Below are 20,421 nucleotides of genomic sequence, written 5' to 3'. Positions count from 1 at the left end.
TTACCAGTGCCATAGTGCGCCATCATGCGCCTGCCGGTTGACCGGCAGGTAGGCGCGTTGGTAGGGATATCTGGCGGCGAGCTTTTCGTCGATGTCGACACCATGGCCCGGCGCGTCGCCAGGGTATAGCATGCCCTGATTGAAGCTGTAAGCATGGGGAAACACTGCGTCCGTTTCGTCCGTGTGCCGCATGTACTCCTGGATGCCGAAATTCGGCACCCACAGGTCGAAATGCAGAGCGGCTCCCATGCAGGCTGGCGACAGGTCGGTGGCGCCATGGCAGCCGGTCCGCACCTGATAGAGCGCGGCCAGGTCGGCAATGCGGCGCAGATGCGTGATGCCGCCCGCATGCACCACCGTGGCGCGGATGTAGTCGATCAGCTGGTTTTCGATCAGGTCCTTGCAGTCCCAGATAGTGTTGAAAACTTCGCCCACGGCCAGCGGCGTGACCGTGTGCTGGCGGATCAGCCGGAAGGCTTCCTGGTTTTCCGCGGGCGTGGCGTCCTCCATCCAGAACAGGCGGTAGGGCTCCAGCGACTTGCCCAGGCGGCCGGCCTCGATGGGCGTGAGCCGGTGATGCACATCGTGCAGCAGATGGGGGTCCCAGCCTACGGCGTCGCGCACCCGCTGGAACAGGCGCGGCGCGTGGTCCAGGTATTTCTCCGTGGACCAATCGTGCTCGGACGGCAGGGAGCCGTCGGCAGGTTCGTAGAACATGCGGCCGCGCCCCACCCCGTAGACCGAATTCAGGCCCGGCACCCCGCTTTGCGCACGGATGGCCAGGTAGCCCATTTCGCGGTAGCGCAGCACCTCGTCCACGGTTTCGTCGATGTCGCGGCCATTGGCGTGGCCGTAGACCATGACGCCCGAGCGGCTCTTGCCGCCCAGCAACTGGTACAGCGGCATGCCTGCGGCCTTGGCCTTGATATCCCACAAGGCCGTGTCCACGGCGGCGATCGCGGACATGGTGACCGGACCGCGCCGCCAATATGCGCCACGGTACAGGTACTGCCAGATGTCTTCGATCTGCTGCGGATCGCGGCCGATCAGGCAGGGAATCACGTGCTCGGTGAGGTAGGCCGCCACGGCCAGCTCGCGGCCATTCAGCGTGGCATCGCCGATGCCGTACAGGCCTTCATCGGTTTCGATCTTCAAGGTAACGAAATTGCGGCCGGGGCTGCAGACGATGACGCGCGCTTGGGTAATCTTCATGGATGGTCCTGTGGAATGCTGGAAACCCCTGGCCGACGCCGGGCGCCTACATCACCGCGCCCAACTGCCAAGGCACGAACTCGTTCTGGCCGTAGCCATGTTCCTCGCTGCGCGTGCGTCGGCCCGAGGCTGTTTCCAGCATCAGACGGAATATGCGCTCGCCCATGCCGGCCACGCTTTGCGCGCCGTCAACCACTTCGCCGCAATTGATGTCGATGTCGTCGGACTGCCGTTGCCACAGCGCCGTGTTGGTCGACAGCTTCAAGGACGGCGCGGGCGCACAGCCGTAGGCCGAGCCGCGGCCGGTGGTGAAGCAGATCAGGTTGGCGCCGCCCGCGACCTGGCCGGTGGCGGACACCGGGTCGTAGCCCGGCGTATCCATGAACACCAGCCCGCGCGCCCTCACCGTTTCGGCGTATTCGTACACGTCGGCCAGGCGGGTCGTGCCGCTCTTGGCGATGGCGCCCAGGGATTTCTCCAGGATGGTGGTCAGCCCGCCCGCCTTGTTGCCGGCCGAGGGGTTGTTGTCCATTTCCGCATCGTTGCGGGCGCAGTAGTCCTCCCACCAGCGCAGCCGGGCCAGCAGCTTGGCCGCGACTTCGGGCGTGGCGGCGCGCCGGGTCAGCAGGTGCTCGCCGCCATAGATCTCCGGCGTCTCCGACAGGATGGCGCTGCCGCCATGGCGTACCAGCAGGTCCACCGCGGCGCCCAGCGCCGGGTTGGCGCTGATGCCCGAATAGCCGTCGGACCCGCCGCATTGCAGGCCCACGGTCAACATGCTTGCAGGCACGGGCTGGCGCTGGACGCGGTCGGCCTGGGCCAGCATGGCGCGCACCAGTTCAATGCCATGCTCCACGGTCTTGCGCGTGCCGCCGGTCTCCTGGATGTTGAAGGTATGCAGCAAGCCGCTCTCGCGCAGCCCCTCCTGCTCCATCAGGCCGCCGATCTGGTTGGTTTCGCAGCCCAGGCCCAGCACCAGCAGGCCCGCGAAATTGGGATGGCGGGCGTAGCCGCCCAGCGTGCGGCGCAAGAGGCGCAGCGGTTCGCCCTCGCTGCCCGTGGCGCAGCCGGCGCCATGCGTCAGCGCCACCACTCCGTCCACGTTGGGATAGGCCGCCAGCGCGTCCGGATGGATATCGCGACGGAAATGGTCGGCGATCGCGCGCGCGGCGGTGGCCGAACAGTTCACGCTGGTGAGGATGCCGATGTAGTTGCGCGTGGCGACGCGGCCGTCGGCGCGCACGATGCCGTCGAACTGCGCGGGCGCGTCGACGTAATCGGTGGCGCGCGCGTCGACGCCCACGGCGTAATCGCGCTCGAAGTCGGAGAACTCCAGGTTGTGCGTGTGGACATGCGCGCCGGGCGCGATGTCGCAGCGCGCGACACCGATGATCTGGTTGTAGCGGCGCACCGGCTCGCCCGCGGCGATGGCGCGCGTTGCCACCTTGTGGCCTGGCGGCACCAGGCCGCGCACGACGACGTCTTCGCCAGCCAGGCGCGTGCCGCCGGCCAGCTGGCGCCTGGCGATCACCACATTGTCCGCCGGGTGGATGCGTATGACGGCGGTATCGGTTTCAGACATGAATGCCTCCTGGCGTTCTCGCGCCGCTAACCGTCGATCAGCGCAGGATCCCAGGCGTGGACGCGCTGCTGCTGTTCGCCCAGGCCGGCAATGCCCAGCCGCATCTCGTCGCCGGCCTTCAGGTACACGGGCGCCGGCTTCTGGCCCATGCCCACGCCCGGCGGCGTGCCGGTGCTGATCAGGTCTCCCGGGTACAGGGTCATGAAGCGGCTGACGTAGGACACCAGTTGCGCCACGCCGAACACCATGGTGCGGGTGCTGCCGTTCTGATAGCGCTTGCCATTGACGTCCAGCCACATGTCCAGCGCCTGCGGGTCGGCGATCTCGTCGGCGGTGACCAGCCACGGGCCGACCGGGCCGAAGGTATCGCAGCCCTTGCCCTTGTCCCAGGTACCGCCGCGCTCGATCTGGTATTCACGCTCGGACACGTCGTTGACCACGCAATAACCGGCCACGTGCTTCATGGCGTCCGCCTCGCTGACGTAGCGGGCCCGCTCGCCGATCACCACGCCCAGCTCGACTTCCCAGTCGGTCTTGACGGAGTCCTGCGGCAGCACCACAGGATCGTTGCAGCCGACCACGGCCGAGGTGGGCTTCATGAAGACCACAGGCTCGGCCGGCACCGGCAGGCCCGACTCCGCTGCGTGGTCGGCGTAGTTCAGACCGATGCAGATGAACTTGCCCATGCCGCTCCAGGGTGGAGCCAGGCGGCCCGGGCGATCCACCAGCGGCAGGCTGGCCGGGTCCAGCGCGCGCAGCGGCGCAAGGCCGGCGCGCGTGAGCGTGGCGGCGCCTATGTCCGGCAGGACCGCCGACAGGTCCCGCACCTGCCCGCGGGCGTCCAGCATTCCGGGCTTCTCCGCGCCTTTCGCACCATAGCGCAACAGTTTCATCGCATGTTCCTCATGTGTGTAGTAAATGTTCAGTTCGACCAGCCGCCGTCGATGACCTGGGCGGTGCCGGTGGTGAAGGCGGACTCGTCGCTGGCAAGGTACACCGCCAGCAGGGCGATTTCCTCGGCGCTGCCGATGCGGCCCATGGGCTGGCGGGCGACGAAGGCGGCCTCCACCGCGGCCAGCGTCTGCCCGCCGGCGCTGGCCTGCGCCTCGATGCGCTGGCGCAGCGAAGGCGATTCCACCGTGCCCGGGCAGATGGCGTTGCAGCGTATGCCCTGCCCCACGTAGTCCGCGGCCACGGACTTGGTCAGCCCGATCACCGCCGCCTTGGTGGCGCCGTAGACGCAGCGGTTGGGCGCGCCCTTGATGCTGGACGCCACCGAGGCCATGTTGACGATGGAGCCGCCGCCCCGCGCCAGCATGCCGGGCAGGCAGGCGCGGATCATGCGGTACATGGATTTCACATTCAGTTCGAACGAGAAGTCCCAGGCTTTTTCATCGCAGTCCAGGATGGTTCCGGCATGCACGAAACCGGCGCCGTTGAACAGCGCGTCCACCGGCCCCGCCTCGGCGACCAGCGCGCCGATGGCGGCTGCGTCGGTCACGTCCAGCGTGCGGCGCCGGCATCCCGCCAGCGTCTCCAGCGCCCCGCCGTTGATGTCCAGCGCCAGCACGTCGGCGCCTTCGCGGACGTAGGCCTCGGCCACGGCGCGGCCTATGCCTTGACCGGCAGCGGTGACGATGGCGGTCTTGCCTTGCAGCCTTCCTGTCATGACGTCTTCCTTTTTACTTGGCCATGCCCATGACGCCGGGCAGCCAGAGAGTGATCTGGGGGATATAGGTAATGGCGATCAACGCCAGGAACAGCGGCACCAGCCACGGCAGGATCGCGACCGTGGTCCGTTCCACCGACAGCTTGGACACGCGCGCCAGCACGAACAGCACCATGCCCATGGGCGGATGCAGCAGGCCGATCATCAGGTTCAGCGTCATGATCAGGCCGAAATGGATCGGGTCGATGCCGAGCTTGAGCACGATGGGCAGCAGGATAGGCACCAGGATGGTGATGGCGGCGATAGTGTCGATGAAGCAGCCCACGATCAGGATCAGGACGTTGGCCATCAGCAGGAACACCCATTTGTTCTGGGTCACGCTGAGTATGCCGTCGGTCAGCGCCTGGGCCGCCTGGGTGGTGGTCAGCAACCAGGCGAACACCGAGGCTGCTGTGACGATGAACAGCACCGACGCCGTGGTCTCGATGGTGTCGAAAGTCGCCTTGGCCAAGGTCCGCAAGGTCATGGAGCGATAGCGCACCAGTCCCAGGAACAACGCCCATATCACCGCGGCCACCGCGGCCTCCGTGGGCGTGAACCAGCCCAGCGTCATGCCGCCGATCAGGATGACGGGCGCCATCAGCGCCATCACCGCCGAAAAGTTGTAGCGCCAGTCCAGCGCCAGCAACACGGCAAAGGCGATGCCTGCGGCCAGGTTCGCCGACATGCCGGCCTCGGTCATGAGCCAGATCGCCAGCGGGAACGCCAGCACGATGCCGACTTCCAGCCCGGCGGCGCCCAGGCGCTTCCAGTCGAAGGACACGTCGCCGCCCCAGTTGTTGCGGCGCGCGTAATAGGCCACGGTCAGCATCATCAGCACGGTCAGGACTGCGCCGGGAATCAGGCCGGCCAGGAACAGCGAGCCGATCGACACGTTGGCCATCATGCCGTAGATGACGAAGGGCAGCGACGGCGGAATGATGGGACCCAGCGTGGCCGAGGCGGCCGTCACCCCCACCGCGAACTCGGTTTCGTAGCCGTGATCCTTCATGGCCTTGATTTCGATGGTGCCCAGGCCCGCGGCGTCGGCAATGGCCGTACCCGACATGCCGGCGAACACCACCGAACCGATGATGTTCACCTGCCCCAGTCCGCCGCGCATCCAGCCCACCAGCGCAACCGCGAAGTTATAGATGCGGCCGGTGATGCCCGCGATGTTCATCAGGTTGCCGGCCAGGATGAAGAACGGCACGGCCAGCAGGGGGAAGGACTCCACCCCTGCGATCATGCGCTGCGCCACCACCACGTCGGGCACGCTGCCCGAAATCAGCACGAACAGCAGCGATGCGCCTGCCATGGCCACCGCCACCGGCAGGCCGAAGATCATCAACAGCAGAAAGGTTCCGATCAGTATGCCCATGTCTCGCTTCCGGTTGTCGTTGTCGGATTCCGGGGCCGCCCCGGCTAGTCCTGCGACTCGTAGGCCGCGGGGTTTTCCAGGATGGAGTAGCCCTGGCGCCAATTGCAGATCGACACCTGCACCGAGCGCAGGAACATCAGGACGAATCCCGCCAACGCCATCCAGTAGACATAGGCCTTGTTCCAGAACAGCGTGGTCATGGGCTCGTCGCCCACCAGCGCGATGTAGCGGTAAGTGAGCCACACCGCATAACCGAAGAACGCCGTGCGCAGCAGGTCGATGATGGTGGCCAGCGTGCGGCCGACGGGGCGCGGCAGGTAGCGGTACAGGAAATCCACCTGGATGTGGCGGCAGGCGCGCACGCACATGGCCGAGCCGATGAACACCACGCCGATCAGGCAATAGACGGCCAGTTCCTCGGTCCAGGCGTAGGAGTCGTTAAGCACATAGCGCGAAAAGAACTGCAGGAAGACCAGCAGCGCCATGGTCCAGAAAATACCCAGGCAGATCCAGTCCTCGGGCTGGTAGCCCGCCAGGCTGACCTCGTGATGATCGGCTTCCTCGAAACTCTGGACGATCTCCTGCGCCGTGGCGGGCGGCTGGTGCCCCGCGGGATGGACAGGGTTGTTGCTGGCGGCCGCCATCACGGCGGCCTTGGCATCGGAATGCATGGCGTTCCCCTTGTGCGGAGTCGGACGGGTCGATGCGGGGCCGCGGGGCGGCCCCGGGCGCGCTTACTTCACGGCCTGGATCCGTTCCCAATCCGATTTTTCGTAGCCGTACTGCTTGAACGGCACTTTCTCCAGCACGGTGTCGCGGAAGTCCTGGACGTTCACCTCCGCCACGTTCAGGCCGCGCTTGCGAAACACCTCGACCATCTTCTTCTCGCTTTCGGCGACCTCGGCGGAAGCCTTCTCGGCCGCCTGCTGCGCCACTTCGGCAAAGATCTTCTTGTCTTCGTCGGACAGGCTCTTCCACAGCTTGCCCGAGATCACCGTGTTCAGGTGATCGACGATATGGCCGGTGAGGATGATGTTCTTCTGCACTTCGTAGAACTTCTTGGCCTCGATGGTGGTGAGCGGGTTCTCCTGCGCCTCAACGGTGCCGTTCTGCAAAGCCAGGTAGACCTCGGCGAAGGCGATCGGCGCGGTGTTGGCCCCGCAGGCGCGCGGCATGGCCAGATAGGCGGCCACGTCAGGCACGCGGATCTTCAGGCCCTTCATTTCGGAACACTTGGTGAATGGTCGGTTGGACGTGGTCTGGCGCGTGCCGTAGTAGGTGGTGGCGACGATGTGGTTGCCGCTTTTCTCGTCGTAGCCGCGCGTGAGTTCCTTGTAGATATCGCTCTTGGTGTAGGCGATCAGGTGCTCTGGATTGCGGAAGATGTAGGGGTAGTAGGTGACGCCGATACGGGGAAAGCTCTTGGCCGCGAAGCTGGAGCCGGAGATGATCATGTCCACCGTACCGAGGGTCAGGCCCTGGTTGATGTCGTTTTCCTTGCCCAGCTGCGAGGCCGGGTATACGTCGATCTGGTAACGGCCGTTGGTGCGCTTGCCGATTTCCTGCGCCGCCCAGACGGAGGCGGTATGGAAGGGTTCGGATGTTTCGTACACGTGGGCCCACTTGAGCTTGGTTTGCGCCACTACGCTGCCGCTGGCGGCGAGCGCCAGGGCGGCAACCAGCGCCTTGACGGCGTTGCCTAGGTTCATGTCGTCTCCTCGTTGTTTTTTGAATGCCCGGCGTGGCGGCCCATGGTGAGCCGCCAGCGGGGTCACGCTTCAACTACAAGTTGCACCTTGGTACTGCGACTGCGATCCGCCGCCAGCTCGAAGGCCTCGAACGCCTGCGACAACGGCAACTGCGCGCTCATCAGGGGCCGCACGTCCACCTTGCGCGTACGCAGGTAGGACACGGCCCAATCGAACTCCACGCCCGCGCGGAACGCGCCGACGTAGTCGAGCTCCCGCGCCATGATGTTGTTGGCCGGAAACGCGATGCCCTCGGCGGGCAACGTTCCCACTTGCACGATGCGGCCGCCGCGCCGCGTCGCCGTGAGGCAGGTCGCCAGCGCCGCAGGGCTGCCGGCGGCCTCGATGCTGATGTCGGCGATATCGGTCAGATCGGCGGGCGCGAGCTGGTCGCTGCGCACGGCCAGGTCGGCGCCGACCTGGCGCGCCATGTCCAGCGGCCGGTCGGCCACGTCCGCCACGGTCACGTGGGCCGCGCCCGCCAGCCTGGCGGCGAGCACGGTCATGCAACCTATGGTGCCGCCGCCCGTCACCAGCACGCGCTTGCCCATCATGGGACCCGCCCGGTTGACGCCATGCAGGCCGATGGACAGCGGCTCGGCACAGGCGATCTCGCCCAGCGTAACGTCTGCTTCCGGCACCGGCGTGAGTTGGCGTTCGCCCATGACGAAGCGCTCGCGGAACATGCCTTGCACGTGCGGATAGATGCTGGCGCTGCCGAGAAAGCGCATGTTGCGGCAAAGATTGTCGCGGCCGGCGCGGCAGTAATCGCAGCCGCCGCAAGGATGGGAAGGATTGATGGCGACCTTCATGCCCGGCGCCACCGACCGCACGGCATCGCCCGTGCGCAGCACGACGCCCGACGCCTCATGACCGGGGATGAGGGGTTCGCGGATGACGAAGGCCCCCACGCGGCCATGCAGGAAATAGTGCAGGTCGGATCCGCAGATGCCCGCGGCGCCCAGCCTCAGCTCCACCTCGTGCGGCGCCAGCGGCGCGACTTCGTCCGGTTCCAGGCGCAAGTCGCGCGCCCCGTGGATGCGACAGGCCAGCGTCATGGCGACTTGCTCCTTGGCGTTCCGAACATCGGGCATCTGCGTGCGATGCTCATGATTCCGTCTGCTCCCGGCTATCCAAGAGCTGACCGGACGCGTCCGCGCCGGGCCAGCTTGCGGTAAGACGGTCGTGCGAGCAGGCCAGATGGTGGTGCATGGCGGCGCGCGCGCCGCGGTCGTCGCCGGCGCGGATGGCGTCGATCACCTTGCGGTGCTCGGCGATGGCGGCCGCCCAGCTGGAAGGATTCTCGAAGTAGTCGCCCAGCTTCACGGACAGCGGATTGTGGCGCTCGTCGAACAGTTCGCTCACCACGCGCACCAGCACGGCGTTGTTCGCCATCTCGGCCACGCGCAGATGGAACAGCCGGTCTCCGCGGATCGGCACGTTGCCGGCCAGCGCCTCGTCTTCCATGGTGCCGACGGCTTCGGCCAGGCCATCCACCAGCGCGGGCGTATTGCGCAACGCGGCCTGCGCGGCCAGCTCGCCTTCGATCACCTGGCGGGCGCGTATGGTTTCCAGCGGGCTCTCTGCCGTCAGGCTGGCGCGCGGCCCGCCGGCCAGGCTTTGCACATAGACGCCCGAACCCATGCGGACTTCCACCCAGCCTTCGACCTCCAGCGCGATCAGCGCCTCGCGCACCGAAGGGCGGGACACGCCGAGCTTGAGCGCCAGATCGCGCTCGGGCGGCAGACGCGCGCCGGCGGGGAACTCGCCCGACTCGATCAGCAGGCGCAGCTGGTCGGCGATCTGGCGATACAGGCGGCGGGGTTCGATGGTCTGAATGGGCATGGACTACGGTGGCGTCAGTCGAAAATTCAGGCCAAAAGGTAAAGTGGCCTTACCAATTGACCAAATCTTGCGCCCGCGCCGGATACGTCACAATTAGGGTTTGCCCAAAGATGCGTGCGATGGCTTCGCGGGCAATGCATATCTGTTAAAAAGCCGCCACACCCAGCCCATTTTCCGCACCCATGTCACAGAATCCGCATCATTCGCCCTACAAAAGCACCGGGGGCCTGCGCCGCATCCTGAATGCGCTGCGCTACTCCCTGCAGGGTCTGCAGGCCGCGATCAAATACGAGGCGGCGTTCCGCCAGGAGCTGGCGCTGGCCGTCCTGATGATCCCGGCCGCGTTCTTCCTCGGCCGCACGACGGTTGAAGTGTTTTTCCTGGTGGGCACGGTCATCATGGTGCTGGCGGCGGAGCTGCTGAATTCCGCCATCGAGGCGCTGGCCGACGCGCTTTCCGTCGAATCGCACCCGCTCCTGGGGCGGGCCAAGGACCTGGGCAGCGCCGCCGTGATGCTGCTGCTGATCTTCGCCGGGACAGTCTGGGTAGGCGTGGCCATCAGCCGTTTCGTCATGCATTGACACCGCTAGTCATCTCCCGGGAGATGCGCCGCTATTTATACTGGAGGCCATGATGCCTAGATCGACGCCCGACTCCTCTGAGCGCATTGTCATCGTCGGCGGCGGCGCCGGCGGCCTGGAATTGGCGGCCAAGCTGGGCCGCGTGCATGGCCGGCAGCACATCACGCTGGTCGACAGCCGCCCCTTCCATATCTGGAAGCCCTCGCTGCACGAAGCGGCCGCCGGCACACTGGACATCCACCAGGAAGGCCTGTCCTACCTGATGCTGGCCCACATGAACGGGTTTTCGTTCGCGCAGGGCCGCCTGGAACACATCGACCGCGAGCAGCGCCGCATCACCGTGGACGCGGTGAACGACGCGCAAGGCCAGGAAGTCCTGCCACGCCGCGAGCTCGCCTACGACACGCTGGTCCTGGCTCTGGGCAGCACGTCCAACTTCTTCAATACACCCGGCGCGGCCGAACATGCGGTCACGCTGGATTCCACCGAAAACGCGGAGCAGTTCCGCCTGACCATGCTCAAGGCCATGGCCCTGGTGGATCAGGCCAAGGTGCGCAATCCCTCGGCCCGCCTGGATCTGGTGATCGTGGGCGGCGGGGCCACCGGCGTCGAGCTGGCCGTGGAGCTGGTCGAGGCCAGCCACGTGGTCAGCGCCTACGGCCTGCCGAATTTCCGCGCCGAACGCGATCTGGCCATCACCCTGGTGGAAGGCGCCCCGCGCATCCTGTCGGCCCTACCCGAGAAGATCTCGGTCGCGGCCACCAACCGCCTGACGGAACTGGGCATCCGGGTGGAAGCGTCCTGCCGGGTCTCGGAAGTCACCGCCGACAGCGTCAAGACGGCCGACGGCCGCGAGTTCCCGGCCCAGCTCTGCATGTGGGCGGCAGGCATCCAGGGCCCGGCCCTGCTGGCCGGCCTGGACCTGCCGCTGAACAGGGTGGGCCAGGTGGAGGTGAACGAACGGCTGGAAACCGCCGATCCGCACATCCTGGCGCTGGGCGACTGCTGCGCCGCGCCGTGGCGCGACGGCCGCAGCGTGCCGGCCCGCGCGCAAGCCGCGCACCAGCAGGCCGACTATCTGGCCAAGAAACTCACCGCGCGCCTGCGCCATACGCCCGAGCCCACCACGCCCTATGTCTACGAGGACCACGGCTCGCTGGTGTCGCTGGGCCAGGACGCCGGCGTCGGCAGCCTGATGGGCAAGCTGGCCGGACGGGGACTGTTCGTAAGCGGTACACTGGCACGCCTGATGTACATGAGCCTGCACCTGATGCACCACAAAGCGGTGCTCGGCATCTCGCGTACCGCCTCCCTTGCCCTGGCCCGCCTGCTCATGCGGCGCACGCGCCCGCGGGTCAAACTGCACTGAACTCCCATGAATTTCCTGCAAAAACTCGAACACGCCTGGACCACCAGCAACTCGCTCCTGCAAGTCGGACTGGATCCCGACCCGCAGCGCTTCCCCCGCGAACTGCAGGACAAGCCCGAAGCCATCTTCCAGTTCTGCCGCGACATCGTGGACGCCACCGCGCCCTATGCCTGCAGCTTCAAGCCGCAGATCGCCTACTTCGCCGCCCATCGCGCCGAAGACCAGCTGGAAGCGCTGTGCCAGCACATCCGCGAAAAACACCCTGACCTGCCCATCGTGCTGGACGCCAAGCGCGGCGACATCGGCTCCACCGCCGAGAACTACGCCCGCGAAGCCTACGAACGCTACCAGGCGCACGCGCTGACGGTCAGCCCCTACATGGGCCTGGACTCGGTCGAGCCCTATCTTGCGTGGCGCGACCGCGGCGTGATCGTGCTGTGCCGCACCTCCAACCCCGGCGGTTCGGACCTGCAATTCCTGAAGATGGACAATGGCGAGCCGCTGTACCTGCACGTCGCGGGCCTGGTCGCCGACAAGTGGAACGCCAATGGCCAGTGCGGCCTGGTGGTGGGCGCGACCTTCCCGAATGAGCTGGCCGCGGTGCGCGCACGCATCGGCGACGCGGTGCCCCTGCTGGTGCCAGGTATCGGCGCCCAGGGCGGCGACATCACCGCCACCGTGAACGCCGGCGCCAACGCGGCCCGCAGCGGCATGATGATCAACTCGTCCCGCGCCATCATCTACGCCAGCGGCGGCGACGACTGGCGCGAGGCCGCCGGCACGGCGGCCAAGGGCCTGCGCGACGCGATCAACGCAGTGCGCTGATCCGGGGCATGGGGGCCGGCAGCCCCCTGCCGCGCAATCCGTTTCTCAGCGCCGGTTGACCGGCGCGCCCAACAATTCCAGCAACCCGCGCAGCGCGTAGTCCACCGCCGCCTGGCGCACCTGCGCACGGTCGCCGGGGAACACGTGCGTGACGGCGCGACTGCTGATGCCTTCGCCCGAACGCTGCGCAAAGCCGAAGCACACCATGCCCACCGGCTTGCCCGGCGTCGCGCCGCCCGGCCCGGCGATGCCGGTCGTGGACACCGCCACATGCGCGGCGGGAGACGCCAGCAGCACGCCGTTGGCCATCTCCAGCGCCACCGGTTCACTGACGGCGCCGAAGTGGTGCAAGGCGTCGGGCGATACGTCCAGTTCAGCAACCTTGGCCTCGTTGCTGTAGGTCACGAAGCCGCGCTCGAACCAGTCGCTGGAACCGGCCACCGCCGTCATCGCGCCGGCCAGGAGGCCTCCGGTGCAGGATTCGGCCGTGCCCAGCATCCAGCCCTTGCGCCGCAGCGTTTCGCCCAGCCGTTCAACCAGCGCCAGCGAAGTGGCTTGCGCCAGTTGTTCGGCCGACAGATTGGGCCGGGTGCTTTCTTGTTGTCCGCTCATCCCAAGACTCCTGTGCGCACGACCAGCGCCATGACCAGCAGGGCGTATCCGGCCGCCACGATATCGTCCCACATCACGCCGAAACCGCCTTTGATATGGGCGTCAAAGAACTTGATGGGAGGCGGCTTGACGATGTCGAACGTGCGGAACAGCACGAACGCCAGCGCCTGCGGCAACCAGCCCGCGGGCGTCAGCCAGAGCACCAGCCAGAACGCCACCATCTCGTCCCAGACCATTCCGACATGATCCGACTGCTGGAGTTCACGCCCGACGCGATGGCAGGCCCAGCAGCCATACAAAAAAGCCAGCGCCAGGAATGCACCGATCGCCCAATCCGAGGCTGCGGGCGCGGCGGCGACCCAGATCGCCCAGGCCAGCAGCGTGCCCCAGGTACCGGAGGCCGGCCGGATCAGGCCGCTGCCAAAGCCAAAGGCGATGAGCCGGCCCGGATCGCGGCAGACCCAGGACAGCGGCGGGTATGCGGTCCGGGCTCGGTCGCGCATGGAGGTGGGACGGTTGTCGGTCGACGGCATGGGTATGCGGGTTGGGACGCGGCGGATCAGGCCGCGGGAAAGTGATCGAAACCGGCCGGCAGCTCGGCGAGAGGCTGGCCCTGGCCGTCCAGCACGGACAGGCCCGGCTGCGCCTGGATCTGCCCCACGCGGGTCACGCGCGCGCCGGCCGCAGCCGCCGCCGCAAGCACGGCCTCGCGCCGGGAGGCGGGCGCGGTGAAGCATAGCTGGTAGACGTCGCCGCCGCCCAGCACCGCGCGGCGCAGCGGCGCTTCTTGCAAGCCAGCCAGGGCGGGCGACACAGGCATCGCGGCGTAATGCAACATGGCACCCACGCTGCTGGCAGCCAGGATATGACCCAGGTCCTGCAGCAGTCCGTCGGAAATGTCGATGGCGGCATGGGCGATGCCGCGCAAGGCCAGGCCCAGCGCGACCTGAGGCTCAGGCCATTCCAGCGCGCCGCGCGTCGCCGCCAGCAGCGCCGCGTCAGAGGGGTATTGCCCGTCCAGCAGGCGGTAGGCCACGTCGGCCGCCCCCAGCTCGCCGGACACCCAAATGTCGTCGCCAGCCCGGGCGCCATCGCGGCGCAAGGCCTGCCCGGCCGGCACGGCGCCGAACACAGTGACGCTGATGGCAAGGTCATGCGCGCTGCGCGTCGTATCGCCGCCGATCAGCGGGCAACCGTGAGCCGCAGCCAGCGCATGGAAGCCTGCGGCAAAAGCCGCAAGCCAGGGCTCGTCCAGCCGCGGCAAGGCCAGGCCCAGCACGCAGCCGATGGGGCGTGCGCCCATTGCAGCAAGGTCGGAAAGGTTCACCGCCAGGGCCTTATGCCCCAGCGCTTGCGGATCCACATCGGGAAAGAAATGGCGGCCTTCCAGCAGCAGGTCCGTGCTGGTGGCCACCTGTTCGCCGGGCGGGACCGGGAACAGGGCGCAATCATCGCCCACGCCCAGCAGGCCGGCAGGGGCCGCGCGGGTGAAATAGCGCGCGATCAGATCAAATTCGGACGCCAAGGCAACTCCGCAGTCCGGCACGGCAGGCCGGCATTGAAACCTACGGGGGCTTGCCGCCCCCACAAATCATGCGGCACCCCGCACAACCAGGAAGAAACCCCAACCCACTCCTCACGCGGCAAGAAACAGGTGCCCCCCAAATCCGGGCCGCGCGGATCCGGCTCTGCCGGTCCGCAGCGGCGCCCCCCTGGGGGGGAAGCGCGCAGCGCTTCGGGGGGGAGAGGAAGCTACCTCTTGTTGACTTCGTGGGCGCGGACGTCGGCCGCCAGCTTGTCGAGCACGCCGTTGACGAACTTGAAGCCGTCGGTGCCGCCGAACGACTTGGCCAGTTCGACGGCTTCATTGATGGCGACCTTGTACGGCACTTCGACGTGATGAATCAGTTCGAAGCTGCCGATCAGCAGGATGCCATGCTCGACAGGCGACAGTTCGGCCAGCGGACGGTCGACGTAGGGCGTGAAACGCTCACGCAGCGCGGGCGCTTCGCGCAGCACGCCATGCAGCAAGGTCTTGAACCACTGCGCGTCGGCCTCGGAAAAATCCTCGGTGTCGCGCAGATGGGCGTCGATCTCGCCGGCGTCCTGCGTGCCTTCGCCGCCGCGCAGCAGCCACGCGTACACGCCCTGCAGGGCGAATTCGCGTGCGCGGCGGCGCGCGCTGCGCGCGTTGGCGCGGGCCTGCGCCGCGCTATCAGCGCTGGTCGTCGTCTTCTTCGTCGTCAAAATCTTCGTCCTCGTCTTCGTCGTCTTCGTCTTCTTCCTCGGGTTCCAGGGCCGCCACCAGGTTGGCCATTTCAACGGCCACCTGGGCGCAATCGCGGCCCTTGCCGGCCGCGCGCGCCTGCGCCTGCTCGTCGGTGTCGACGGTCAGCACGCCGTTGGCGACGGGGATGCCGGTTTCCAGGGAAATACGGGTGATTGCAGTGGCCATTTCATTGCTGACCACTTCAAAGTGATAGGTCTCGCCGCGGATGACCGCGCCCAGCGCGATCAGGGCGTCGAATTCAAACGTTTCGGCCATATGGGACAGGGCCACGCCCAGTTCCAGGGCGCCGGGAACGGTGGCGACCATCACGTCGCGCTCGTCCACGCCCAGTTCGGCCAGTTCCTTCAGGCACGCTTCGAGTTCGGCCTGGCCGATTTCTTCATTGAAGCGGGCGCGTACGATGCCGATGTGCAGCCCTTCGCCGTTCAGGTCGGGGGTAAGGATGTAAGGGTTCATAGGTCGGCCTTCAGTGTGTTGCGGGAGTATTCGGAGGGTCGCAATCGTAACCCGTAATGGTGAGCGAGAAGCCCGCCATGCTGGGCATCTTGCGCGGCCGGGCCAGCAGCTTCATCTGGCCCACGTTCAGGTCACGCAGAATCTGGGCGCCAATCCCGTAGGTACGCAGGCCGTAGCGGTCGGCGTTGCCGGGGTTGGCCTGGGCCTTGGAGTCGTTCCAACCGGCGATCTGGCCAAACAGGTGTTCCGTGGACGACTGGCAGTTCATCAGCACCAGCACGCCGGCGGGCGAGGCCGCGATGGCCTGCAAGGCCTGCGCCACGCCCCAGCTGTGCGGGCTGGCGCCGGTGTCCAGCACGTCCAGCACGGAGGCCGGCTCGTGCACGCGCACCAGCGTCTCGGCGTCGGGAGTCACGTTACCATGCACCAGCGCCAAATGGGCGGAGCCGGTGGCGGCGTCTTCATAGGCCACGGCCTCGAATTCGCCCCAGGCGGTCTGCATGGTGCGCTTGCCCACGCGCTTGACGATGGATTCGTGTTCGCTACGGTACTGGATCAGGTCGGCGATGGTGCCGATCTTCAGGCCGTGTTCGCGGGCGAACTGCACCAGGTCCGGCAGGCGGGCCATGGTGCCGTCCGGCTTGAGGATTTCACAGATCACGGCGGCGGGCGTCAGGCCGGCCATGGCGGTCAGGTCGCAGCCCGCCTCGGTGTGGCCGGCACGGACCAGCACGCCACCGGGCACGGCGCGCACCGGGAAGATGTGGCCGGGCTGGACCAGGTCCGCGGGCTTGGCGTCGCGCGCCACCGCCACCTGGATGGTGCGGGCGCGGTCGGCGGCCGAAATGCCGGTCTCGACGCCTTCGGCGGCCTCGATCGACTGGGTGAAGTTGGTGCCGTAGCGCGTGCCGTTGCGGGCCGCCATCAGGGGCAGGTCCAGTTGGCGGCAGCGCTCTTCGGTCAAGGTCAGGCACACCAGGCCGCGGCCGTGCGTCACCATGAAGTTGATGGCTTCGGGCGTGACGAATTCGGCGGCCATGACCAGGTCGCCCTCGTTTTCACGGTCTTCTTCGTCAACCAGGATGACGATGCGGCCGGCGCGCAGCTCGGCGATGATTTCGGCAACAGAGGCGATGCCGAAGGATTCCGGCTCGGAGCCGGGCAAAGGGGACAACTGGACGGACATGGCGGGCACGTAAACCAGGCGGGAAAGCCCGGATTTTACCGCCCCTGGAGGCGGAACCCCTATCCGGCCCTGCCAGCCCCGCCGGCCGGGGGTGTCCGGTAAACTTTCGCCCGGAGACCACCCCTAAAAAACCGAGCCAAGGAAACCCCACATGCAAGCCCTTGCGGCCATGCCTTTGACCGTCGCGGCGGCCGTCCGCGTCGTGCTGACCGACATCGACGACACGCTGACCACCGAGGGCCGCCTGCCGGCGGACGCCTATGCGGCGCTGGAGCGCCTGGAACAGGCCGGCATCCAGGTCGTGCCCATTACCGGCCGCCCCGCCGGCTGGTGCGACCACATCGCCCGCATGTGGCCGGTGCGCGCCGTGGTCGGCGAAAACGGCGCCTTCTATTACGCCTATGACCGCCAGGCCCGCCGCATGACCACCCACTACTGGACCGACGCCGCCTCGCGCCAGGCCAGCCGCCGGAAGCTGGACGCCATCCGCGACCGCGTCCTGGCCGAAGTGCCCGGCGCCGCCGTGGCCAGCGACCAGGACTACCGCGTGGCCGACCTGGCCATCGATTTCTGCGAGGACGTGCCCGCCCTGCCCGATACAGCGATCACCCGGATTGTCCAGATCTTCGAGGAAGCCGGCGCCCAGGCCAAGGTCAGTTCCATCCACGTCAACGGCTGGTTCGGCGACTACGACAAACTCACCATGACGCGCACCATGTTCCAGCGCGAGTTCGGCGCGGACGTGGCCGGCGCCCTGGACAGCACCCTGTTCATCGGCGACTCGCCCAACGACGAACCCATGTTCGCCTACTTCCCGATTTCGGTCGGCGTGGCCAACATCCAGGCCCAGCTGCACCGCCTGACGCACCGCCCCGCCTTCGTCGCCGCCTACCATGGCGGCGCGGGCTTCGTGGAAATGGCCGACCGGCTGCTGGCCGCGCGGTCCCCCCAAGCACAGCCGGCCTGAGGTCCGCATACCGTGGCGACATCCCCTTCCGCTTCCTCTCCGGCCGCCAACGACGGCCGCCGCAGCATCCAGTCGATCGAGGTGGGCGTGCCGCTGCTGGCCGCCCTGGTCGACGCCGGCAAGCCCCTGACCCTGCGCGACCTGGCCGCGGGCGCCGGCATGACCTCGGCCAAGGCGCACCCCTACCTGGTCAGCTTCATCCGCGTCGGCCTGGTGCAGCAGGACGCCATCACCGGCCAGTACGAACTGGGCCCCTTCGCTCTGCAGATGGGCCTGGTCAGCCTGCAGCGCCTGGACCCCGTGCGCGTCGCCATGCCGGAAATCGCCAAGCTGCAATCGGAAATCGGCCACACGCTGGGCATTGCCGTGCTCGGTTCGCACGGCCCCACCATGATCCACATGACCGAAGCCAGCTACCCGGTCCACGTGAACATGCGCAAGGGCACGGTGATGTCCATGCTGCACACGGCCACTGGCCTGGTGTTCGCGGCCTGGCTGCCGCCCAAGGTCAGCGAGCACTACATCGCGCGCGAGGAAGGCGACACGGCCGTCATCGCCAGCATGCCGCCGCCGCGCAAGGCGTCCCGCGCCAACATCGAGGCGCAACTGGCCGACATCCGCGTGCACGGCATGGCGCGCGCCCTGGGCAACCCGCTGCCAGGCGTGGACGCGCTGTCGGTGCCGGTCTTCGACAACACCGGCAATATCGCCCTGGCCCTGACCAGCCTGGGCCCCACGGGACTGTTCGATGTGGCCTGGGACGGCGCCATCGCCCGGCCGCTGCTGGCCTGCGCGCAGGAAATCTCGCGCAAGCTCGGTTACCGGAGCTGAGCCAAACGGCGAATTTCGCGCAAAAACGAACATAAATCGAACAAAGCGAACAAAAGCCGAAAAGAAACACAGGGACTTTCCCGAGTGCGTCCCCTCCTCTTCCATGTTTGAATTCAGGTTGAATTAAGTGACACGTCACACAAACAAAGAAAGAGGAGACACAAGATGCAAGCTCTGCGCCTGCTTCAAGCGGCCACGCTGGCCGCCTTCGCCCTGGGCACGTCCGCCGCGCAAGCCGCCGACGCCTGCACCAACCGCGGCGACCTGGACCAGATGTACTGCGACGCCAACAAGGACCTGGTGGCCGACACGCCCACCGATCCGGCCAAGCTGAAGACCCCGTCCACCCTGGTGTTCACCTACACCCCGGTGGAAGACCCGGCGGTCTACGAAGACATCTTCAAGCCCTTCACCAAGCACCTGTCCGAATGCACGGGCAAGCGCGTGGTGTTCTATCAGGTGCAGAGCAATGCCGCGGAAATCGAGGCCATGCGCTCGGGCCGCCTGCACGTGGGCGGCTTCTCGACCGGCCCCACCGCCTTCGCCGTGAACATCGCGGGCGCCGTGCCGTTCGCGGTCAAGGGCTATGCCGACGGCTTCCAGGGCTACAACCTGATCGTCATCGTCAAGAAGGACAGCCCCTACCAGAAGCTGACCGACCTGAAGGGCAAGAAGCTCGCGCACACTGCCCCCTCGTCGAACTCGGGCCACATGGCGCCTGTCGCGCTGTTCCCCAAGGAAGGCCTGACTCCCGACAAGGACTACAAGGTCATCTTCTCCGGCAAGCACGACCAGTCCGTCATGGGCGTGAACTCCGGCGACTACGACGCCGCTGCCGTGGCCTCGGACGTGTTCAAGCGCATGGTCGAGCGCGGCCAGGTCAAGGAAGCCGACTTCCGCGTGATCTACAAGAGCGAGAAATTCCCGACCTCGTCGTTCGCCTACGCGCATGACCTGGAGCCCAAGTTCCGCGACCAGATGCTCAAGTGCTTCTACGACTACCGCTTCCCCGCGGAAATGTCCAAGGCCTTCGACGGCGCCGACCGCTTCTACCCGGTGACCTACGAGAAGGACTGGGCCATCGTGCGCCAGGTCGCCGAATCCGGCGGCGAAAGTTTCAACCGCGCTGCCTACGACCGCGAATCCGCCAAGAGCAAGAAGTAATTCCGTATGACGACGTCGCTACGCATTTCCGGCCTGGTGAAGGAATACCGGGCCGGCCGGCCGGTACTCAACGGCATCGACCTGCAGATCGCGGGACAGGGGCTTACAGCCATCATCGGCCCCTCGGGCACCGGTAAAAGCACGCTACTGCGTTGCATCAACCGGCTGATCGAACCCACCAAGGGCGAGATCGTGCTGCAGTCGAAGGACGGGTCCGTGGACCTGGCCCGCGTGCGCGGCGCGTCGCTGCGCCGCGCACGCCGCCGCATCGGCATGGTGTTCCAGGAATACAACCTGGTCGAACGCCTGACGGTCATGGAAAACCTCCTGACCGGACGGTTGGGCTACACCTCCGCCGTGAAGGCCTGGATGCGCCGCTTCGAGCCCGAGGACATCCAGCACGCCTACAAGCTGCTGGACACCGTGGGCCTGGCGGGTTTCGCCGACCAGCGCGCCGATGCGCTGTCGGGTGGCCAGCGCCAGCGCGTGGGCATTGCCCGCGCGCTGATGCAGCGCCCGCAGCTGCTGCTGGCCGACGAGCCCACGTCCTCGCTCGACCCCAAGACCTCCGTCGAGATCATGGAACTGCTGTCCGAACAGGGCAGCGCCACGGGCATTCCCGTCATCGTCAACATCCACGACGTCCTGTCTCTTATACACATCT

General features: G+C 67.0%; 22 protein-coding genes. 7 read left to right on the top strand and 15 right to left on the bottom strand.

Going from position 1 to position 20,421, the window contains the following annotated elements; translation table 11 throughout:
- The 9 genes from manD to DXK93_RS29685 all read right to left on the bottom strand — a co-directional run bounded on the left by manD (position 1) and on the right by DXK93_RS29685 (position 9,476).
- Positions 1 to 1,212: a D-mannonate dehydratase ManD gene (manD, locus tag DXK93_RS29725; RefSeq protein ID WP_119451999.1), complete on the bottom strand. Its 1,212-nt coding sequence runs from the start codon at positions 1,210 to 1,212 to the stop codon at positions 1 to 3.
- Between the two features lie 46 nt (positions 1,213 to 1,258).
- On the bottom strand, positions 1,259 to 2,794 hold the full coding sequence (locus DXK93_RS29720; RefSeq protein WP_119451998.1) for a UxaA family hydrolase: 1,536 nt from the start codon (positions 2,792 to 2,794) through the stop codon (positions 1,259 to 1,261).
- 26 nt (positions 2,795 to 2,820) lie between these two features.
- Entirely contained in the window at positions 2,821 to 3,687 is an 867-nt protein-coding gene (locus tag DXK93_RS29715) for a fumarylacetoacetate hydrolase family protein (protein WP_054451917.1), read from the bottom strand.
- Between the two features lie 29 nt (positions 3,688 to 3,716).
- The gene (locus tag DXK93_RS29710) at positions 3,717 to 4,463 is read right to left on the bottom strand and encodes an SDR family oxidoreductase (protein ID WP_054451918.1); all 747 of its coding nucleotides are present in this window, start codon (positions 4,461 to 4,463) and stop codon (positions 3,717 to 3,719) included.
- A 13-nt stretch (positions 4,464 to 4,476) separates the two neighbouring features.
- Positions 4,477 to 5,883, bottom strand: coding sequence for a TRAP transporter large permease (locus tag DXK93_RS29705; RefSeq protein ID WP_054451919.1), 1,407 nt, complete (start codon positions 5,881 to 5,883; stop codon positions 4,477 to 4,479).
- Positions 5,884 to 5,927: 44 nt separating this feature from the next.
- Positions 5,928 to 6,554: a TRAP transporter small permease gene (locus DXK93_RS29700; RefSeq protein ID WP_119451997.1), complete on the bottom strand. Its 627-nt coding sequence runs from the start codon at positions 6,552 to 6,554 to the stop codon at positions 5,928 to 5,930.
- Between the two features lie 63 nt (positions 6,555 to 6,617).
- Positions 6,618 to 7,592 carry a sialic acid TRAP transporter substrate-binding protein SiaP gene (locus DXK93_RS29695; protein WP_054451920.1) on the bottom strand — a complete coding sequence of 325 codons (975 nt, stop codon included), beginning with the start codon at positions 7,590 to 7,592 and terminating at the stop codon, positions 6,618 to 6,620.
- 62 nt (positions 7,593 to 7,654) lie between these two features.
- The gene (locus DXK93_RS29690) at positions 7,655 to 8,725 is read right to left on the bottom strand and encodes an L-idonate 5-dehydrogenase (RefSeq protein ID WP_342357251.1); all 1,071 of its coding nucleotides are present in this window, start codon (positions 8,723 to 8,725) and stop codon (positions 7,655 to 7,657) included.
- A gap of 13 nt (positions 8,726 to 8,738) precedes the next feature.
- The gene (locus DXK93_RS29685; RefSeq protein WP_119451995.1) at positions 8,739 to 9,476 is read right to left on the bottom strand and encodes a FadR/GntR family transcriptional regulator; all 738 of its coding nucleotides are present in this window, start codon (positions 9,474 to 9,476) and stop codon (positions 8,739 to 8,741) included.
- Positions 9,477 to 9,658: 182 nt separating this feature from the next.
- Between DXK93_RS29685 and DXK93_RS29680 the strand changes: the two genes are divergently transcribed.
- The 3 genes from DXK93_RS29680 to pyrF are packed head-to-tail and all read left to right on the top strand — an operon-like array spanning position 9,659 to position 12,251.
- Entirely contained in the window at positions 9,659 to 10,057 is a 399-nt protein-coding gene (locus DXK93_RS29680) for a diacylglycerol kinase (RefSeq protein ID WP_054451923.1), read from the top strand.
- A 49-nt stretch (positions 10,058 to 10,106) separates the two neighbouring features.
- Positions 10,107 to 11,426 (top strand): NAD(P)/FAD-dependent oxidoreductase, encoded by a 1,320-nt coding sequence (locus DXK93_RS29675; protein WP_054451924.1) that lies wholly within the window; start codon positions 10,107 to 10,109, stop codon positions 11,424 to 11,426.
- Positions 11,427 to 11,432: 6 nt separating this feature from the next.
- A complete protein-coding gene (pyrF, locus tag DXK93_RS29670) occupies positions 11,433 to 12,251 on the top strand; it encodes an orotidine-5'-phosphate decarboxylase (RefSeq protein ID WP_119451994.1) in 819 nt (272 codons plus the stop codon).
- 45 nt (positions 12,252 to 12,296) lie between these two features.
- Here pyrF and DXK93_RS29665 read toward each other — a convergent pair whose 3' ends face one another.
- The 6 genes from DXK93_RS29665 to ribBA form a co-directional block, all read right to left on the bottom strand.
- Positions 12,297 to 12,863: a CinA family protein gene (locus DXK93_RS29665; protein ID WP_054451926.1), complete on the bottom strand. Its 567-nt coding sequence runs from the start codon at positions 12,861 to 12,863 to the stop codon at positions 12,297 to 12,299.
- The gene (locus DXK93_RS29660; RefSeq protein WP_054452311.1) at positions 12,860 to 13,366 is read right to left on the bottom strand and encodes a phosphatidylglycerophosphatase A; all 507 of its coding nucleotides are present in this window, start codon (positions 13,364 to 13,366) and stop codon (positions 12,860 to 12,862) included. The genes DXK93_RS29665 and DXK93_RS29660 overlap by 4 nt, the downstream gene beginning before the upstream one ends.
- A 56-nt stretch (positions 13,367 to 13,422) precedes the next feature.
- Entirely contained in the window at positions 13,423 to 14,388 is a 966-nt protein-coding gene (gene thiL / locus DXK93_RS29655; RefSeq protein WP_119451993.1) for a thiamine-phosphate kinase, read from the bottom strand.
- Between the two features lie 227 nt (positions 14,389 to 14,615).
- Positions 14,616 to 15,110, bottom strand: coding sequence for a transcription antitermination factor NusB (gene nusB, locus DXK93_RS29650; protein WP_054451928.1), 495 nt, complete (start codon positions 15,108 to 15,110; stop codon positions 14,616 to 14,618).
- Positions 15,079 to 15,609, bottom strand: a complete 531-nt coding sequence (gene ribH / locus DXK93_RS29645) for a 6,7-dimethyl-8-ribityllumazine synthase (RefSeq protein ID WP_006391339.1) — start codon at positions 15,607 to 15,609, stop codon at positions 15,079 to 15,081. The genes nusB and ribH overlap by 32 nt, the downstream gene beginning before the upstream one ends.
- A gap of 10 nt (positions 15,610 to 15,619) precedes the next feature.
- Entirely contained in the window at positions 15,620 to 16,795 is a 1,176-nt protein-coding gene (gene ribBA, locus DXK93_RS29640) for a bifunctional 3,4-dihydroxy-2-butanone-4-phosphate synthase/GTP cyclohydrolase II (RefSeq protein ID WP_054451929.1), read from the bottom strand.
- A 151-nt stretch (positions 16,796 to 16,946) separates the two neighbouring features.
- On the opposite strand from ribBA, the gene DXK93_RS29635 reads away from it, so the two are divergent.
- The 4 genes from DXK93_RS29635 to DXK93_RS29620 form a co-directional block, all read left to right on the top strand.
- Complete coding sequence (locus tag DXK93_RS29635) at positions 16,947 to 17,762, top strand: HAD-IIB family hydrolase (protein WP_054451930.1); 816 nt, start codon at positions 16,947 to 16,949, stop codon at positions 17,760 to 17,762.
- A 12-nt stretch (positions 17,763 to 17,774) separates the two neighbouring features.
- A complete protein-coding gene (locus DXK93_RS29630; RefSeq protein ID WP_054451931.1) occupies positions 17,775 to 18,593 on the top strand; it encodes an IclR family transcriptional regulator in 819 nt (272 codons plus the stop codon).
- Positions 18,594 to 18,758: 165 nt separating this feature from the next.
- Positions 18,759 to 19,757, top strand: a complete 999-nt coding sequence (gene phnD / locus DXK93_RS29625) for a phosphate/phosphite/phosphonate ABC transporter substrate-binding protein (protein WP_054451932.1) — start codon at positions 18,759 to 18,761, stop codon at positions 19,755 to 19,757.
- Between the two features lie 6 nt (positions 19,758 to 19,763).
- Positions 19,764 to 20,421 (top strand): phosphonate ABC transporter ATP-binding protein (locus DXK93_RS29620; RefSeq protein WP_147400299.1); only part of this gene is annotated, 658 nt, incomplete at its 3' end.

This window comes from Achromobacter sp. K91, assembly GCF_003576205.1.
Classification (GTDB): domain Bacteria; phylum Pseudomonadota; class Gammaproteobacteria; order Burkholderiales; family Burkholderiaceae_B; genus Achromobacter; species Achromobacter aegrifaciens.
Note: the sequence above shows the minus strand (reverse complement) of the source record. Positions and strands in the feature narration are given on the sequence as shown.

Bases quoted from the DNA above. Each gene is read 5' to 3' on its own strand.
- DXK93_RS29635 (WP_054451930.1), top strand. From the start codon at position 16,947: ATGCAAGCCCTTGCGGCCATGCCTTTGACCGTCGCGGCGGCCGTCCGC.
- DXK93_RS29680 (WP_054451923.1), top strand. From the start codon at position 9,659: ATGTCACAGAATCCGCATCATTCGCCCTACAAAAGCACCGGGGGCCTG.
- DXK93_RS29675 (WP_054451924.1), top strand. From the start codon at position 10,107: ATGATGCCTAGATCGACGCCCGACTCCTCTGAGCGCATTGTCATCGTC.
- DXK93_RS29685 (WP_119451995.1), bottom strand. From the start codon at position 9,476: ATGCCCATTCAGACCATCGAACCCCGCCGCCTGTATCGCCAGATCGCC.
- DXK93_RS29715 (WP_054451917.1), bottom strand. From the start codon at position 3,687: ATGAAACTGTTGCGCTATGGTGCGAAAGGCGCGGAGAAGCCCGGAATG.
- DXK93_RS29700 (WP_119451997.1), bottom strand. From the start codon at position 6,554: ATGCATTCCGATGCCAAGGCCGCCGTGATGGCGGCCGCCAGCAACAAC.
- DXK93_RS29705 (WP_054451919.1), bottom strand. From the start codon at position 5,883: ATGGGCATACTGATCGGAACCTTTCTGCTGTTGATGATCTTCGGCCTG.
- DXK93_RS29695 (WP_054451920.1), bottom strand. From the start codon at position 7,592: ATGAACCTAGGCAACGCCGTCAAGGCGCTGGTTGCCGCCCTGGCGCTC.
- DXK93_RS29665 (WP_054451926.1), bottom strand. From the start codon at position 12,863: ATGAGCGGACAACAAGAAAGCACCCGGCCCAATCTGTCGGCCGAACAA.
- ribBA (WP_054451929.1), bottom strand. From the start codon at position 16,795: ATGTCCGTCCAGTTGTCCCCTTTGCCCGGCTCCGAGCCGGAATCCTTC.
- phnD (WP_054451932.1), top strand. From the start codon at position 18,759: ATGCAAGCTCTGCGCCTGCTTCAAGCGGCCACGCTGGCCGCCTTCGCC.
- ribH (WP_006391339.1), bottom strand. From the start codon at position 15,609: ATGAACCCTTACATCCTTACCCCCGACCTGAACGGCGAAGGGCTGCAC.
- DXK93_RS29720 (WP_119451998.1), bottom strand. From the start codon at position 2,794: ATGTCTGAAACCGATACCGCCGTCATACGCATCCACCCGGCGGACAAT.
- DXK93_RS29710 (WP_054451918.1), bottom strand. From the start codon at position 4,463: ATGACAGGAAGGCTGCAAGGCAAGACCGCCATCGTCACCGCTGCCGGT.
- DXK93_RS29660 (WP_054452311.1), bottom strand. From the start codon at position 13,366: ATGCGCGACCGAGCCCGGACCGCATACCCGCCGCTGTCCTGGGTCTGC.
- DXK93_RS29690 (WP_342357251.1), bottom strand. From the start codon at position 8,725: ATGCCCGATGTTCGGAACGCCAAGGAGCAAGTCGCCATGACGCTGGCC.
- manD (WP_119451999.1), bottom strand. From the start codon at position 1,212: ATGAAGATTACCCAAGCGCGCGTCATCGTCTGCAGCCCCGGCCGCAAT.
- pyrF (WP_119451994.1), top strand. From the start codon at position 11,433: ATGAATTTCCTGCAAAAACTCGAACACGCCTGGACCACCAGCAACTCG.